This window comes from uncultured Zhongshania sp. (assembly GCF_963975605.1).
Taxonomy (GTDB): Bacteria; Pseudomonadota; Gammaproteobacteria; order Pseudomonadales; family Spongiibacteraceae; genus Spongiibacter; species Spongiibacter aquimaris.
The window spans coordinates 1-16,191 of sequence record NZ_CAXBHN010000019.1 but is presented as its reverse complement, the minus strand read 5'-3'; the positions used below and the strand labels follow the sequence as shown (position 1 = coordinate 16,191).

At 46.2% G+C, this 16,191-nt stretch carries 12 protein-coding genes; 4 read left to right on the top strand and 8 right to left on the bottom strand.

The genetic code is table 11. The features are described 5' to 3' along the window. The first annotated feature begins 4 nt into the window (after window positions 1-4). Together AAC007_RS13925 and modA are read left to right on the top strand one after the other, a co-directional pair. Entirely contained in the window at window positions 5-2,989 is a 2,985-nt protein-coding gene (locus AAC007_RS13925) for a Tn3 family transposase (RefSeq protein WP_339677584.1), read from the top strand. A gap of 217 nt (window positions 2,990-3,206) precedes the next feature. Beyond that, window positions 3,207-3,965 carry a molybdate ABC transporter substrate-binding protein gene (gene modA / locus AAC007_RS13920; RefSeq protein ID WP_339677582.1) on the top strand — a complete coding sequence of 253 codons (759 nt, stop codon included), beginning with the start codon at window positions 3,207-3,209 and terminating at the stop codon, window positions 3,963-3,965. 56 nt (window positions 3,966-4,021) lie between these two features. Here modA and AAC007_RS13915 read toward each other — a convergent pair whose 3' ends face one another. The 5 genes from AAC007_RS13915 to AAC007_RS13895 all read right to left on the bottom strand — a co-directional run bounded on the left by AAC007_RS13915 (window position 4,022) and on the right by AAC007_RS13895 (window position 12,946). Continuing rightward, window positions 4,022-4,927 (bottom strand): cation diffusion facilitator family transporter, encoded by a 906-nt coding sequence (locus AAC007_RS13915; RefSeq protein ID WP_295872025.1) that lies wholly within the window; start codon window positions 4,925-4,927, stop codon window positions 4,022-4,024. 95 nt (window positions 4,928-5,022) lie between these two features. Next, complete coding sequence (locus AAC007_RS13910; protein ID WP_339677580.1) at window positions 5,023-5,694, bottom strand: 4'-phosphopantetheinyl transferase superfamily protein; 672 nt, start codon at window positions 5,692-5,694, stop codon at window positions 5,023-5,025. Window positions 5,695-5,750: 56 nt separating this feature from the next. Then, the gene (locus AAC007_RS13905; protein ID WP_339677579.1) at window positions 5,751-7,151 is read right to left on the bottom strand and encodes a glycosyltransferase; all 1,401 of its coding nucleotides are present in this window, start codon (window positions 7,149-7,151) and stop codon (window positions 5,751-5,753) included. 93 nt (window positions 7,152-7,244) lie between these two features. Further along, window positions 7,245-11,339: an amino acid adenylation domain-containing protein gene (locus AAC007_RS13900; RefSeq protein WP_339677577.1), complete on the bottom strand. Its 4,095-nt coding sequence runs from the start codon at window positions 11,337-11,339 to the stop codon at window positions 7,245-7,247. A 620-nt stretch (window positions 11,340-11,959) separates the two neighbouring features. Then, window positions 11,960-12,946, bottom strand: a complete 987-nt coding sequence (locus AAC007_RS13895) for a sulfotransferase (RefSeq protein WP_295872014.1) — start codon at window positions 12,944-12,946, stop codon at window positions 11,960-11,962. A 252-nt stretch (window positions 12,947-13,198) separates the two neighbouring features. Between AAC007_RS13895 and AAC007_RS13890 the strand changes: the two genes are divergently transcribed. Next, window positions 13,199-13,396 (top strand): hypothetical protein, encoded by a 198-nt coding sequence (locus AAC007_RS13890; protein WP_339677572.1) that lies wholly within the window; start codon window positions 13,199-13,201, stop codon window positions 13,394-13,396. A 298-nt stretch (window positions 13,397-13,694) separates the two neighbouring features. Here the strand turns inward: AAC007_RS13890 and AAC007_RS13885 are convergent, their stop codons facing one another. Then, window positions 13,695-15,119, bottom strand: a complete 1,425-nt coding sequence (locus AAC007_RS13885; RefSeq protein WP_339677570.1) for a DEAD/DEAH box helicase family protein — start codon at window positions 15,117-15,119, stop codon at window positions 13,695-13,697. Between the two features lie 4 nt (window positions 15,120-15,123). Further along, the gene (locus tag AAC007_RS13880) at window positions 15,124-15,663 is read right to left on the bottom strand and encodes a hypothetical protein (protein ID WP_339677568.1); all 540 of its coding nucleotides are present in this window, start codon (window positions 15,661-15,663) and stop codon (window positions 15,124-15,126) included. On the opposite strand from AAC007_RS13880, the gene AAC007_RS13875 reads away from it, so the two are divergent. After that, window positions 15,662-15,988, top strand: coding sequence for a helix-turn-helix transcriptional regulator (locus AAC007_RS13875; protein WP_159238041.1), 327 nt, complete (start codon window positions 15,662-15,664; stop codon window positions 15,986-15,988). The two genes, AAC007_RS13880 and AAC007_RS13875, sit on opposite strands and share 2 nt — an antisense overlap. A 20-nt stretch (window positions 15,989-16,008) precedes the next feature. On the opposite strand, the gene AAC007_RS13870 is transcribed toward AAC007_RS13875, so the two are convergent. Further along, the coding region (locus AAC007_RS13870) for a hypothetical protein (protein WP_339677563.1) at window positions 16,009-16,191 on the bottom strand (183 nt) is incomplete at its 5' end.

Sequence of the window (16,191 nt, the reverse complement as noted above, 5' to 3'; positions counted from 1 at the left end):
TTGCATGGTTGCTATTCATCAAACGGCATACCCGAGGATTAAAAAAGATTTAAAGCCACATGACCTTGGGGACATTTACACACCCGATGCCACAGATAAACGCTTTGCGCAAAAACATACCCAACGCGCAAGTGGAGCTTATTTAGGCTTATTGGTTCAGCTGAAAATCGTGCAACGGCTGGGACGATTTGTCACGCTGAATGAAATTCCCGACGTTGTTATCCAGCACATCACAAAAGCCGCTCGGTCTCGCGTGTCACTCAGCGAACTACGTTCCTATTACGCGTCCGGAACGAAAGATCGACATATCAAGCTGATTAGGCAGCACTTAAATCTTAAGTCCTACGACTCAGATGCCACACCCGACCTCATTCGTCAGTGGGCATTGGATGCAGCGAAAACAAAAGAAGCCTTGCCGGACATTATTAACGTCGCGCTCGAATATCTCGTAAAAGAAAACCATGAACTTCCTGGCTTTCACACACTTTTTAAAATATGTCGGTCCGCCAGGGCTGACATTAACAATGGATACTACGAGCAACTATGCGATTACCTCACCAAAGAGGGACAGGCACTCGTGCAGCAAATTATCATTGGACAATCCGGTGTAAACGGGTTTGGTTGGAGCACGCTTAAAAACGAACCCAAGCGACCAACGCCTCGGAACATCAATGCCTACTTAGCCTACCTGGAGTGGCTTAGTACACTACAACAATCATTACCTGCCGATTTAGCGTTGCCACCCACCAAACATCGCCAATTCATCAATGAAGCGAAAGCGTTGGACCAAGCTGAATTGATGAAGCTTAAACCAAACAAACGAATTGCGATGGTAATCATACTGATACGCCATCAATACGCACAAACGCTGGACAACGCAGCGCAAATCGTCATCAAGCTCCTACAAAAAATGGATGCTACGGCGCAAAAGCATTTGGAAGAGTACTTGGTGCAGCATCGAAAAAATACGGATCGATTGATCTCGGTGCTGTCCGGAACGATCAAGGTCTATCTGGATAAACCTGAGTTCGTTAACGCATTTGATCCGGTTTTAGGAAAAGACAGCGAGCAATTACTGCAACTGTGCGAACAATACATGGCCTATGCCGACAATAACTATTTGCCGTTCATGGTCAGGCTGTATAAAAAACAGCGATCATCACTCTTTCGGGCGGTTGAAGTTTTAAATCTGGTTTCTGCCTCGGAAGACAAGAATGTTTTGCACGCACTCAAGTTCATTATCGCGCATAAAAATCGCCGCGTGGACACGCTATGCATCCAAGAACGTGAGGGCGATGATAGCTCCGACAATGTCATTAATATCCGCTGGGTTCGCGAAAAGTGGTGGAAACTGGTCACCGGCAAAACCAGTCGTACCGCAAAAATTACACATGTAGACCGAGCCTGTTTCGAGCTTTGTGTGTTCGAGCGTGTCGCTGAAGAACTTAGCACCGGCGATCTATACATTCCTTACAGCGAAACATTTGATGACTATAGAGAACAGTTAATCAGTTGGGAGGAATACGAAACCGACTATGAAAGCTATTCGGAGCTGGTTGGCATTCAACCGGGCGACGAAGCGTTCGCCGCTGCATTAAAAAACGAAATGACAGCAATTTGTCTGAAAGCAGATAAGCTTTTTCCAAATGATGAAACCGTTCGTATAGAAAAGGGTTTACTCGTTATCGGCAAACCCAAACCGGCTGAAAAACTGGCAGAAATTGAAGCCATTGGCGCTTTGCTAAGAGAACGGCTCGAAAAAATTAACTTACTGGACGTCATTTTGAATGTTGAACAATGGCTTGAGCTTCATAAACATTTTGGTCCGCTATCGGGGTTTGAGTCACGTGTCGAAGATCCATTATTGCGATTTGTACTCACGTTGTTTTGCTACGGAACCAATATCGGTCCTACAGAAACAGCGCGCTCCGTTAAAGGGATTTCTCGAAAGCAAGTGGCGCGGATCAATCTTAAGCGAGGCACCGAGGAGAGGCTGGACAAGGCAATTGCAAAGGTCAGCAGTGCCTACAAGAAATACCGTTTAATCGATTGTTGGGGCTCGGGAAACAGCGTATCAGCTGACGGGAAATTATGGGATCTTTATGAAGATAACTTACTTTCTGAATACCACATTCGTTATGGCCACTTTGGCGGCATCGCTTACTACCATGTTTCGGATACATACATCGCCTTGTTCAGCCGTTTCATTCCTTGTGGCGTTTACGAAGCTATTTATATCCTGGACGGGCTGCTTAACGACGAGTCAGATTTTAACCCGGATACAATCCATGGTGATACACAGGCCCAATCAACGACTGTGTTTGGCTTAGCTTATTTGCTGGGAATCAAGCTAATGCCGCGAATTAGAAACATAAAAGATTTGACGTTCTATAAGCCCGATAAATCGATGGTGCTGGAGCATATTCAATCACTTTTTAAAGACCCGATCCGCTGGGATCTCATTGAAATGCATTATCCGGATATGCTACGTACAGCAATGTCGGTTAAAGCCGGGAAGATTACCGCATCGACTATCCTTCGGCGTTTCGGAACCAAGAATAGAAAAAATAAATTGTATTTTGCATTTCGCGAATTGGGGCGAGTCGTACGCACCATGTTTTTGCTGGAGTACATTACCGACCTTGATCTGAGGAAGACCATCCAGGCGGCAACGTGCAAAAGTGAAGAATTTAATGAATTTGCGAGCTGGTTGTTCTTTGCAAACGGCGGGAAGATCGCCTCAAATTTACGGCATGAGCAAGGCAAGATTGTGAAATACAATCATTTACTGGCCAATATGACCATTTTGCATAACGTCAATGCGATGACCGAAGCATTCAACCAGTTGAAAGCGGAGGGTCATGAGATCACTCGAGAACAGATGGCCTCGTTTTCGCCGTACCACACAGAGCATCTCGGCAGATTAGGCAGTTTTGAACTGAACACCGAGAGAGAGACTATGCCGATGACATTCGAGCTAAATTTTTAGAAATCTATTATAAATCAATTAGCTGCGATCAAAGTGGCTAAATTTGGCCGTTTTACCGGCCGGACCTCTAGATCGAGTGATGGCCAAACATTACGCCGTTGTAAGGTCTGCTGCACGATACTTTTTAATCTTGCCAATACTGAATGAAACTTGTTTCCACTATGCTGTATCGAATGCAAGACGTATTAGCTAACAAAAATTTCGAAAAGGAATAAAAATGGGGGCTGCGCGTCAGTTACTAGTTTGTTTAAATTTAATGTGTATCACTATCATTAGTCATGCGGACCAACTTTCTGTTGCTGTTGCATCGAACTTCACCGCCGCGATGCGACCGCTAGGCGACGAATTTGAAGAGACAACTGGTCATTCCCTCAATGTATCCTATGGCTCTTCCGGTAAATTTTATGCGCAAATACGCCACGGTGCGCCATTTCAGGTTTTTCTGTCTGCCGACCAAACAAAACCAGAGGCGTTAATAAAGGCGGGCTTAGTTACCCCTAAAAATAGATTTACCTACGCTGTTGGCGCCTTAGCACTTTGGTCATCTAAATCGGACTTTGTGGATGAAAATGGCGAGGTTTTGCGTTCAGGACACTTTAATAAATTAGCCTTGGCTAACCCTTTGCTAGCACCATACGGCATTGCTGCGCTCGATGTGTTACGTCATTTATCACTTGAAAACTCAACGCGTAATTCCTGGGTACAGGGCGAAAACATCGCCCAAACGTACCAATTTGTTAGTACGGGTAACGCTGATATTGGCTTTGTCGCGGTGTCTCAGATTATGGAAAACGGCGAGCTGAAAAGTGGTTCTGCTTGGATTGTGCCCCCAAAACTTTATCGTCCAATCAAGCAAGACGCGGTGCTGCTTAAAGCGGGAGAAAACAGTGTTGCTGCTACGGAATTTATCGCGTTTTTAAAGTCGGAAAAAGCTAAGTCCATTATTCGCACTTTTGGCTATGGACTTGCGGAATAGCGCGTTTGAGCGAATCTGCACGACGCCACAATATTCATTTTTACCGTTTACGACATTTAATGATGATGGTGGGATAGTTCAGATTGGTGGTCATCACGACAGGATTCATCGGGGAATTCAAACTCGATGGTTGTGTGGCTTAGGGGGAAGCCCTTCATCGCGCTGGCGATGAGTGCTTTTAAGCGCAGTAATTCGGTTTGCTGGTAATGTTGTTTTAATAGCAAGTGCGCCGTTAACACATGTTGCTCGCCATCGAGTGACCAAAGGTGCAGGTGGTGTATATCGCTGACGTGCTCCAGCTCGGCTAAATTTTCTAAAATCTGCTCACGCAATTGATGATCCGGCGTTGCCTGCAAAAATAAGCGCAGGGTTTCGGTGAGGTTTTTGGCTACGTTAAATAAAATAAAGAGCGTAAAGCCTATTGATAAAACCGGGTCTAAAATCGGTAACTCAATAAACATCAACACAATAGACACGACGAATATCGCCACCCAACCTAAAACATCTTCAAGCAAATGCCAGTTTAGCATTCGTTCATTTAGGGTTTTACCGTCATTTAGTTTGTATGCTGCGAAGCCATTCACCGCAATACCCAATACTGACAAACCGAGCATACCCGCTGCGTCCGGCATTTGGGGATTTACCAGCCGCGGTATTGCTTCACTTAGCACCCACAAAGAACCCAATACTAAAATTACACCGTTAATTAAAGCGCCCAATAAGGAAAAGCGACTAAAGCCATAACTGAAGCGGTTATTGGCTTCTTTGGCGCCAAGTTTGTTCAGCCACCACGCCATGCCAATGGCTAGACAATCGCCGAGATCATGTACCGCATCAGCCATAATCGCGGTGCTATTCGTTAACCAGCCACCGATAAATTCAATGATGGTAAAGCAGAAGTTAAGGGCAAAAGCCCAGCCTATGCGTTCAGAAGCGGTATGATGGTGGTGATGGTCGTGCATTGACTTCGCCTTCCCAGAACGGGTTTTTACAATTATCTACTGCTCTTGAGGTTAAGCGCTTTGCTCAAAGTAGGGAAGTTTTTTACGACCTAGATTTACTCAGGGTATACCCAGGTAACGACCGCGTTCGCGAGCTGTTGCCAGTGAACGGTGACTGTATATCCTCTAAAAAGGTGCATTGAAAGATCATGGCGTAAGGTAAATGCCAAACTATTGCCGTCAAGATTAATGCTAGAAAGACGAACATCCAGAAAATCAAAATAGCGTCCAACAGCAGGGTAAAGTGCTTTAAATAGCGACTCTTTTGCAGAGAAAACCAAGGTCAGGGCAAATTCTGACTGTTTAAAACAAGTCGACATTAAACTGATTTCAGATGACGACATAATATTTGCACCCATCGTATCTACGTCATCATTGCCAATAAGCGATTCTACATCTATCCCTAGTCTGACTGGCGAATGTAGATTTGCTGGTCGCGGCATCATCAAACAATATGCATGACCGTTGTGATGACTTATTGAGCCAAGGACTGAATTGGGCCAGAGGGGTTCGCGAAGATTGCCGATAGGAACTGTTTGCGGTTCTAGTCCTAAGCCGATAAAGGCCTGTTCTGCGGCGATACGGCCCGCAATAAACTCCGCCTTGCGCAGCGCCGATGCTGAATGAAATGCGCTGGGGAAGGGCACTTGATGGTGGATATAGAGATCGTCGCTATAGCGGTTTACATCGAAGCGATAATGGGTACAAATGCCCTGAAATTTAGGCATCGCGATATTGTCTGCCCTATTTACGAAGTTTACCGCTGGTTTTATCGTACTCAATGTTAAACAATTGATGTTGTAGTGCCTGAGTCAGAGGTGATTTTACTTGTGCCCCCATTATTCATTCCGCTAGCTTTACCAATATCCCTTGTACCACTGTGATCAGCTCGCGCCGGCTCAGAGCCAGATTGGCTAGCAGACGGTCCTAATAATTCCCACTGCCGAAGCAATTTAATTGCGGTTCTAACACCATTTTCCTTGGCGATTTCCTGCGCCAGCTCACGCGCGCTATTTTGCATAGAAAGGGCGCTTGCCTCTGCAATAGCGTCGACTAAGCCTGCGGCGCTAAGTGATTTGCGCTTGAGCATTTTGGGCGCGACGCCATTTTGCGCAAGGCGCCATGCCCAGAAAGGCTGGTCGCCAAAAAAGGGGATCACCACTGACGGGATACCGGCTCGAATTGCCGCGGCAGTCGTGCCTGCGCCACCATGATGTACCGCTAAGGCAACTTGAGGAAACAGCCAGTCGTGCGGCGCCGCGTCGATAACAAAGATATTTTCATTGTCTTGAGCTTGTGCCTCGAGTCCGCCCCAGCCTGTGGCAATAATGGCTCGGCGGCCGCTTCTCGCAATGGCCTCGTAGATTATTGCACTTAGATTGTCAGTGTCGTCACTTAGCATACTGCCAAAGCCCAAGTAGATTGGCTTCTCGCCGGCAGCTAAAAAATCCAGTAATTCCTCAGACGCTCGCCATTGCGACTCACCGCTCAAAAACCAGTTTCCGCATACCTGTACGCCGGCAGGCCAACTTGTCGAAGGTGGTAGTAAAGCCGGGCTGAAGCCGTAGAGAATGCGTCGATCTTGCTTTTTCTGGCGGTAATAAGGGCCATACCAGGGCAAGGTGCTAAGTTTTAAGGATTTGCGAACAGGCCCATAGGCTGCGCTCAGCATTCGCCAGGTAACTGCGCGCAAAACGTGGTAAAGCATCTCGTTGATAGCGCCGTTGCGGGGTTTGTCCGGCGGAGTGAGCATCATCGGTGGAATGTCAGGGCAGGGCGTTACTGGCTGCAAATGGGTCTCAACAGCTGGGATATTTAGGGCCTCGCCTAGAGAGTTCGCCAGTACCGCCATCATGCCATTGCCGAGTAATAGCTCAGCCCCCTCTGCGGCGGCTAAGCCTTCTTCGGCCCAGTGCTGTGCCATCTCTTTCAGATGAGCGCGGGCGGTATTCATTAATTTTAGCGGATTCAAGCCACGTTGAATTGCACGCGGATCCTTGGCCATTACTTCAAGAAAGTCGGCGCTTAATGGCGAATAACGAAGGCCGTGATTCTTTACCAAGGTTTCACAGGTTTTACCGCTGGCAATACAGACTTTGTGGCCCTCGGCCTGCAAGCCGAGTCCCAATGCAATAAACGGCCGTACGTCACCCTGGGTGCCAATGCTAAAAATCGTGATATTCATTACTACTTTGGCTTCCGCATAAATCGTTTTACTTAAAATACATCTCTATAAGAAACGTATTCCCAAGCGTGTATTTTTAAAGACACTGCGTAATCAGGCTTTGATAGATTGCGCTATTAGTGGACCAATGATCTCTAGAGGCTGTGCATCAAACATCTGCTGGTGATGACAGTCCACAAAGTGCACGCTTAATTTAGCTACGTGCTCGCGCCAAACCTCGGCATTATTGTGCAACACGCTATTCATATCCGTATCTGCTGTTTGTGATGCCGCAATAAATAGCATGTCGGCATTGATCTTTCCGGGCACAAACTCTCTTGAAATAGCGAGGTTGTTCTCGATGATCTGTTTGACTCCGTCAATAATATCGCCGTTGCTTTGCTGCATTTCTTTCACAAAAGGCAAATTGTAAATATCGTATTCGCGACAAAGTAAGTCAGTCAGTGCAGCCATAGTTTCAGAGCCAGACGGCAGTGATGTGGTTGGCAGTCCCATGAAGTTGAGAGCACTACAAACAAGCTGAGCCTCACTGCTAGGAGCCTGGTTCTGAATATACGGATACGCATCGAGCACAGTCAGATGGCTTACCTGCTCGCCGTCCGCTTCTAAGCGCCTGGTAATTTCGTGTGCTAACAAGCCGCCTAGGGACCAGCCTAATAATTTATACGGACCTGCTGGCTGCACGTGGCGGATATGCTCAATGTAATCAGCGGCCATTTCGCCAATGCTTTGCGGTAAACCAATAGCACCGCTGCTCTGAAACTCCTCACTTAAGCCTCTGGCCTGGATACCGTAAAGCAGCTGCTCGCTAGCTAAATATTTGCCTAGGCCGCTATAGGCCCAACTCAAACCTATCACTGGGTGAATACAAAAAAGTGGCCTTGTTGTGCCAGTGGTTTTAAGCGGAAGCACGATACCTAGTGGATCGACGTTTTGCTGGTTCTCCAGCTGCTCACTTAGCTCGGCGATGGTACTGGCTTCAAATATTGCGGCAAGCGCGATATCGCGTTTGGTCAGTTCTCGTAATTTTGACACCATCTTTGCCGCGGTAAGGGAGTCACCGCCCAGATCGAAAAAGCTATCGTGGACACCGATGCGTTCTATATTGAAGACCTCACCCCAGAGCTTGGCGAGTTGTGCTTCTAACTCGTTACGCGGAGCGATATATTCATGACTTACTTGCCACTGTGGTGCCGGAAGTGCGTTGCGGTCTAATTTGCCATTAACATTGGTAGGCAGAGAATCAACGCACATAAATATCGATGGAATCATATAATCTGGCAGCGTTTGTTCTAACCGCTTGCGCAGTATCGTCTTGTCAATTTCTGCGAAAAGATTGTCGTCGACTTGCACCGGCACAATGTGCACGACAAGTTTTTTCTCACCGTGGGGATTTTCACGAAGGGTAACGACGGCTTGTTGGACACCGTCGCAGCGCTGGATATGGGCTTCTACTTCTTCGGCTTCAATGCGGAAGCCGCGAATTTTGATTTGAAAATCATTTCGGCCAAGGTATTCGAGTACACCGTCTGATCGCCACCGCGCAAGGTCTCCGGTTTTATAAAGGCGGCCATCGCCAAAGGGGTTGGCGAGAAAGCGCTCGGTGGTAAGTTCTGGCCGATGTAAATAGCCCTTTGCTACACCAGCACCGCCGATGAACAGTTCACCAATAGCACCCAATGGCACAGGCTGCATGGCTTGATCTAAAACATAGACCTGGGTATTTAAAATAGGCCGACCAATCGGTGGCGAGTCTAAATCGTCGCCATCTAGACGCATAATGGTTGACCAAATAGTGGTCTCTGTTGGTCCGTAAAGATTCACAATGGGGTGACCCAGCTTACGCATTTTATGTGCGAGTTGCGCCGGGAGCGCCTCACCGCCAACCAGTGCGCGGATATTTCCCAATTGATCTGCGTGATCAACAATTAAAGCCTGCCAGTGCGACGGTGTCGCTTGCATCACCGTAATACATTCTTTACAGATTAAGTTCGCTAATTTCGCAGGGTCTTTGGCGTGCTCCCGACTAGCAATAACCACTTCGGCGCCGTTTATTAAGGGCAAATAAAGCTCTAGTGCGGCAATATCAAAGGCTACGGTGGTGAGAGCAAGTAATTTATCAGCTGGCAGAATTTGCAGCTCATCTTGCATTGCCAGTAAAAAATTAAGTAAGCCGCGATGGCTGATCTCAACGCCTTTAGGGCGGCCGGTAGAACCCGATGTATAGATTACGTAGGCACTGGATTCACCATCTATTTCAGGTGCTTTTGGCAGCTTCTGGGCAGGAACTGATAGAGAGATATTTAAATTCTTCGCAATATCTAAATTTAACACCGCGGTAGTATTACCACGCAGTGTTTCACTAATTGTTGAATTTGAAATGAGAAGACTCGGCTTAGCTTCCTCTATAATCATTGCCAAGCGCTCGGCCGGCGCAGTGGGATCGAGTGGTAGATAAGTCGCACCGGATTTCATGATAGCGAGCAAGCTAGTGGGCATTGAAATATCGCGGGGAAGGGCTATCGCCACAATATCACCAGTGCCTATACCGAGTTCTAATAAGGTTTGACTTAATTCACATACATTGGCTTCTAGACTCTGATAGGTGATTTTATCATCGCCGCAGGTAATAGCCGTGGCGTCTGGCGTTTTTGCTACCTGCTGTTCAAATAACGCGAGTAAATTCGTGTTCGGTAGCGCTCTGTCTGTTGCATTCCAGGTAGTCAGTAATTGATATGCTTCTTCGTCTGACAATAGGTTAACTTTACCAATGGGCGTAGCGGAATCGCTCAGAATCGCGTTAATCAAGCGGACAAAACGATCGCGATGCACATCGAGTTCAAGCTGGGAATATAGTGCCGGGTTGGCGTCTAAGTCGATACGCAGGCCGTCGTACTCGCCGCGATCGTATACAAAAATAGTGAGATCTTCGACCGTCCCATTGCTTACGTTGTGAGCGAGGCATTTGTGACCGCCAAACCTTAAGTCGTAATCAAAAGGTTCTATGTTCACGCCAACCCAAGAAATTTGCTGCCCTTGGCCCAATAAGCCTAATTCACGACGTAGATCTTCATAGCGAAATTGTTGATGCCGCAAAGAGCTGCGCACAGTTTTAGAAACTTGGCTGGCCAGGTCCGATAGGGTTAAATCAGACTCCATGGCTAATCGAATAGACACTGCATTGGCCATCATGGATGGAATACTGCGCATCTCTCTGTTGGCGCGCGCAGTGACCGGCATGCCGAATACTAAATCGTCAGCACCGGTCATACGGTATATGTACGTCGCAAAAAGGCTAATCAAAACCTGAGGCAAACTTGCCTTCGCTTGCAATCCTAGTGAACGTAGGGCTTTACTTGAATCTGGCGTCAGACGAGCAGTACTGCGCCGTAAACCACCAGCGCGAACAGCGTTGTGACTCGTTAAGGACACTGGGTCTGGAAGCGATTTTAGTTGTTCCAACCAGTAATTGCGGTCCCGATCATGGCGCGAAGATTCGCGATAGGATCGTTCCTGCTCAAGCTGTGCGGCCAAGGGTAAAAACGGACTAGCACCAATATCTCGCTCTTCCATCAACGCATTGTAGATGTCGGCGCAACGCCGTGAAATTATCCCTGCGCCGAAGCCGTCTAGTACTACATGGTGGCTGCGTTGATACCAGAAAAAGCACTGTTCATCGATCTTAAGTAGGGCGCAAAACCAAAGCGGATCGCAGGCGAGATCAACGGGCTTACAAAATTCCTCCATCATCCACGCTTCTGCCGAAGCCCGCGGATCATCAAAAGTGCTCATGTCGATAAACGGGAATTCGCCTTTATAACTATCTAATATTATTTGTTTTGGACCAGCTTCGGTGTCGTGAATTTCTACACGGGTCGTTTCGGCTTCTTGGGTGATTTGCTTTAGGGCTGCGATGAAAACAACGGGATTAATGTCGCCGAGAATTTCGCAGTATTCAGCAATATTATATATCGCGTCCTTGGGTCCAATTTTTTCGCCAAACCACAGGCCGCGTTGAGACTGCGCCAGTGGCAAAAATCGAGGCTCCGGTGATACCAGAGGGCGGCTCGTCGACCGGCTGGGTTTAAGATCGTTAAAGGCCAGAGCATCGATGGCTACGTAGTTAGCATCTTTACCGGATCGACTCTGTGACGTCATGGTTGATTTTGCGGCTATGCTTTCGGTCATTTTGCTAGTCTCAATGTGGGCGTATTACATATAAATAAGTTGATGCAGGCTATGCATTTATTCTCTGCTAAATTTCCGGCAGCAGAAAAAGCGAATGGCTTTCATCTGAGATCAGCGGTGAACTACTGGCGTTTCACGAGATAGTGCTTCGTCTCAAAACCCTTAAACCAAGGTGTTTTAAAAGCAAAATTACAACTAACAGCCGCTAGCACGCTTTTCACTCTTTATTCCATTCCTGCTTCTGGCTGCCGCTACATAATACGTATTAATACTTGCACTATAGTGTGACATAGTGCTCATGAATAGATATTAATGACAAGGAAATCAGTGGTTAAACGCTGTAATTACACACATTTAAATTCGTGTGAAGTGCTCAAATAATTCATATGTGTAATAGTGAGGTGAGACATAGCGATTTTGTGGGCTGGTGTTTTTATTGTATGCCACTGTTATTTAGGCAGACTTTTCTACTATTTAGTGGGGACGTCAAGATGCTAGTTCGGTTAATCGAACGCGGAAAATTCATAGGTGGGGCTGTCTTGGCGTGCGATGGCAGGATGCCTTAGCGAGCGAAGGGCGTTAGAAATAATAGCTTAGCAATCGATATGACTATTCCTGGGCTAAGATGCTGCTGTATCAACTAATTGGTTTAATTTTTCTTCATAGTTCATTAAGACTGGATTTAGGTTTTTCCTTTGTGTGACCTTTATATTTCGCTGCTTATTGCCAAGAGGTAAATTTACAAGCGGCGCTATTGTTTTCATTACGGCTGATGGGTTGTTTATGAGCGCTGAATACTCAACCTCAATTGCGCGGTTGGCGGGCATCTCACTTAGCTCCTTGCGATAAGATGTGACTTGCTGCGCGACATTCTTGGCAAGCAATCCACGGGCAAGTCTGGCGGTGATTTTAGGGCCAACTAATTTACGAACTCCTCTCAGTACCATCCATAGTATATAGCCGCTACGGTAACTACTTCTGCCATTGCCATCGTTCAATAGTATCTCAAGGTAATCTTGCGGACCTTCAAGATAGGAGAGAAACGCATTTAACATGCTATTAAGTACGGCAATAGGTTCACGGGAAATGTAAATAAACCGAGCATCTGGGTAGTAGCTTAAAATTCTTTTCGCATTACCTGTGTCCCACGGATTCTTCATCAAAACTGCCATGGTTTCATCTTGGACAGCTAGTAACTTTTGACACAAGAGTGCAAAGAAATCAGCATTGTGATCATTAATTTTGAATGAACCCGACTTCTTTCGTAACAAAAAACCATATTCTTCAACGGCATCAGCATTAATATGCGTGCCGTCAATATTCCTATCGCTAATACCTTTATCTGTAAAATAGCGGTTGAGTAAATCTTTATCTTGTTGTTCGCTGCCATGCTCTTTGTTGACAAGTAGGCGGTCAAAATACAAGAGGTGATAAAGGCTTAGATGAGCTACGGGAAATGACTTCGCAATACAGTCATATAGAAAAGTCGTTCCCGAACGGTGTAGGCCCATAATAAAAACAGGTCTTACCGGCAGTGTGCGAATGGTGGCTAATTTACTTGCGTCTTCATTCGTCGACGGAAAATTAGGCTCTGTAATACACGTCATGTACTAACTCAATATAAGCCTGTAGGCCATGAGGAAAAGGGGGGGCAAATCTCAGGCAAGTGTACGAAATTCCACGAGCAAAAACCGGACCGCGTTAACATTCCCGAGACTTGCTTTGGGTTTGCTAGTGGCTATTCAGCTCTAAGTGAACTCAGTGAAAATCCGGCAGCTACTGTGAGCGCGAGCAGCGGCTCTGAGGCGCCCGCGCCACAGTTTGCCGGTAAAACTTTAAACTAGAAGGGATTCTGAATTATGGCTCCATACCAATACTTAGCCGAAGCACAGCCTTGCGGTTGCGACGTAGTCATTTACGAAGATCAGTGCACCTTAGATACTCTCAAGGATTTTGGTACTGGATTAACGTGTTTGCATGAAAATGAGTACAGCGCGGTAGAGGTCATTAATCCTAACAATCCGCCAGCAGGGCTTAAGGGATCAATCAACCTATAGATACCTATTCCTTATTTCCGATACTGTGACGTATTGGAATATAGTGTACGAGCTGTTATAGTGGGTATTCGGCTACTTGACAATATCGGCCGAAATATTGCGTATTTATTAAGTAAGATATTGTTTTTATTGAAGTATTTATAACAAACATGTCGAGTCGAGTGAATGGCAGAAGGCAAGGGCAGTTTTGAGGGTGGCTGACGCTACTGTCTTATTCGAGAATACCGATGCAAATTTAGTTAGCGGTACGCTACGCCCTTGTAGCGGGAATGTTCTTGCTCGCTTTCACCGCCTAAGCCTAGCCCTCGATCGGAAAATTCCGCATCGATAGATTTATTATTTCCTGCCTAAATCGTCCAAAGAAGCCGATCGATGCATCGTATGACTCAGCCAGAGTCAGTGGTTGTAAATCTGAAAACTCTATCAGTTCGCCGTCAGAAGCTAGGTCAATAGGGGAAACAACTTCCTCGATTGGCTTCTGATCTTTCTCTTTGTCGCTTAGCGACGGGGGTTGAGCAGGTTCATCGCTTGCCGTAATGCCTCCAGTCATAAGTTCAATGGCAATGGTGTTAGCGTCGGGTATGTTTTCAACAACTCGTTCTGCGTATTCGACTAAATTTGGTTCGGCCGGAATGAATAAAAATCCTTCATCCTTCTCAACACCCGTTGACCGCAATATACGTCCTAAAACTTGCCTGAAATACAATTCTGTCTTCACCCTCGTAAGGTGGCAGCATACTTTTAGACGAGGGATGTCGGTACCTTCGCTAATCATGCCTACAGAAACGATCCACTTATCATTAGCTTCTCGAAAATCTCGAATGGTATCTTGTGCGCCATCGTGTAAATACGTCACTACACGGGCCGAATCTCCGGTATCACGCTTTATAATCTCGGCGACTTTAATCGCATGCTCGACTGTTGCCGCGACGACCAAGGCTCCTGAGTTAGGTTGCCTTTTTCTAACCTCGTTAATTTTTTTTGCAGTGATCTTGATCATATAGGTAATCAAGTCAGAACTATCTAAAAGCTGCTGGTAGGTGCATTTAGATTGCTTAAGGAGTTCTGCAAATGAACTATAGCGCTCCCTCTCGTCACCTGATAATAATGTGATCTCGTCATTGTCTACGGCGATGATCTTAGGTATTCGACATACACCATCTTGAATTGCTCGCTCTAATCCGTAGCTATAATCACACTGTATAACTCCATCTACACAATAGCTTGAGAGCGCGATGGGGACTTTATCTGAGCGCCAAGGCGTACCTGATAGAGCGAGCGTATAATCTGCCTCCCCTTGAATATGTTGGATGATTTTTTGACCCCAGACATTTGCGTTGTCCAAATTGTCGCCAGCGCAGTGATGTATTTCATCAAAAATAACCAATGTTTTGTATTGAGACAGGAGAGACCAAAAAGAGAGGTCTTGGCTGGGCATTGACTGATACGTAAGGGATCGACCCTTTGACCCAAGTAATCCATCCAATTTACATTTTAATTGTGACTCAATTGACGCTTGGAATGATGTAGCGACATTGACTGAGGGTGAAAAACAAAAAACTAAATCAATTTTCCCTGAATCCATCAATTCTTTGGCGATTCTTGATGCCATGAATGTTTTCCCGGCACCTGGTGTCGCTAAGCAGAGAAAGTGAGGGTGCTCCGTTTCATACTTCGTTAGAGCAGCTTCGACTGCTTCGTATTGCCATCGTCTAAGTTGCATGATGCTACCCTGCATACTGGGAAAGCATATTTTCAAGCGCTTTCATTTTGCCAAGCAGCGTGGCGCTGCGTTCACGAGCCTGGTTATACAAGTCTTGTGCGCTCTCACGTAGATCAGGGTGTTCATTGCAAAGCGCGCTGTATTCTTCAGATTCGCCAATAGCGCAAAGCATTTCCGTTCTATAACGGCTGAGCTTTTCTTTTAGCGAAGAAACATGTCGATGGGCAGCCACGGCGGGTTGTCGATTGGTTTTAACGTCGTCTGTTATTTTTACATTAGCAAGATGATCCACTGAAACATCTAGAAATTCAGATGTTAACTGGTAACGTGGCCAGCCATTAACGTCCGGCAACTTGATCAATTGGTCATTTTCAATCAAGCATTTCATTTTGCGATAGACATATTGCCGCGCAGCCTTTTTTGAGCTGTGTTGGGTCTCTTGATGCTTGAGATACTTTTGTGTCAACTGAGCAACGGTGAATGGTGTGTCTGACATGTTTTTCAAAACATGAAGAAGTGCATCTTTGATTTGTATGTTTTTCATGAAGCAGTATATCGTCTTTCTTGTCTCGAATTTCGCGACATTCTACATTGTCTCTATCATCGAGACAATGAAGCCATCTCCCTATACAGTTCACTACGAAAACCTGCGCATCTGGTTGAAGCAGCAGCGGGAGGAGAGCGGGCTATCGTTACGTGCGGCTTCAGAATTACTGGGCCGGCACCACTCTGTATTGGGGAAAATGGAGCAGGACCGTAGAAAAATAGAGCTGTCAGAGTTTATTGAGTATTGCCAGCTCATTGGTGCAGACCCCCATGAAGGGCTAGATATAATGATCAACTCTATGAAGGCATCAAAACTGGTTTAGTGGAATCTGCCCTGAAGACCTTACATTTGGTTATCGGGCAAGTTTAGGCTTTTGTTGTATTGACTTAAAAATGGATCATCAGCTTCGATATATTTTAACGCAGTCTTAATATCCTTCCAGCCTACATATTCCATTAACGCCTTGATGTCCTGTTCGGCGACAATTAGGATGACCGGTTGACGACAACTATCTTGGCCGGTTGG

What these genes read in the sequence shown, in the direction of transcription:
- AAC007_RS13925 (WP_339677584.1), top strand. Translation starts at nt 5, where the DNA reads ATGGTTGCTATTCATCAAACGGCATACCCGAGGATTAAAAAAGATTTA.
- modA (WP_339677582.1), top strand. Translation starts at nt 3,207, where the DNA reads ATGGGGGCTGCGCGTCAGTTACTAGTTTGTTTAAATTTAATGTGTATC.
- AAC007_RS13915 (WP_295872025.1), bottom strand. Translation starts at nt 4,927, where the DNA reads ATGCACGACCATCACCACCATCATACCGCTTCTGAACGCATAGGCTGG.
- AAC007_RS13910 (WP_339677580.1), bottom strand. Translation starts at nt 5,694, where the DNA reads ATGCCTAAATTTCAGGGCATTTGTACCCATTATCGCTTCGATGTAAAC.
- AAC007_RS13905 (WP_339677579.1), bottom strand. Translation starts at nt 7,151, where the DNA reads ATGAATATCACGATTTTTAGCATTGGCACCCAGGGTGACGTACGGCCG.
- AAC007_RS13900 (WP_339677577.1), bottom strand. Translation starts at nt 11,339, where the DNA reads ATGACCGAAAGCATAGCCGCAAAATCAACCATGACGTCACAGAGTCGA.
- AAC007_RS13895 (WP_295872014.1), bottom strand. Translation starts at nt 12,946, where the DNA reads ATGACGTGTATTACAGAGCCTAATTTTCCGTCGACGAATGAAGACGCA.
- AAC007_RS13890 (WP_339677572.1), top strand. Translation starts at nt 13,199, where the DNA reads ATGGCTCCATACCAATACTTAGCCGAAGCACAGCCTTGCGGTTGCGAC.
- AAC007_RS13885 (WP_339677570.1), bottom strand. Translation starts at nt 15,119, where the DNA reads ATGCAACTTAGACGATGGCAATACGAAGCAGTCGAAGCTGCTCTAACG.
- AAC007_RS13875 (WP_159238041.1), top strand. Translation starts at nt 15,662, where the DNA reads ATGAAGCAGTATATCGTCTTTCTTGTCTCGAATTTCGCGACATTCTAC.
- AAC007_RS13880 (WP_339677568.1), bottom strand. Translation starts at nt 15,663, where the DNA reads ATGAAAAACATACAAATCAAAGATGCACTTCTTCATGTTTTGAAAAAC.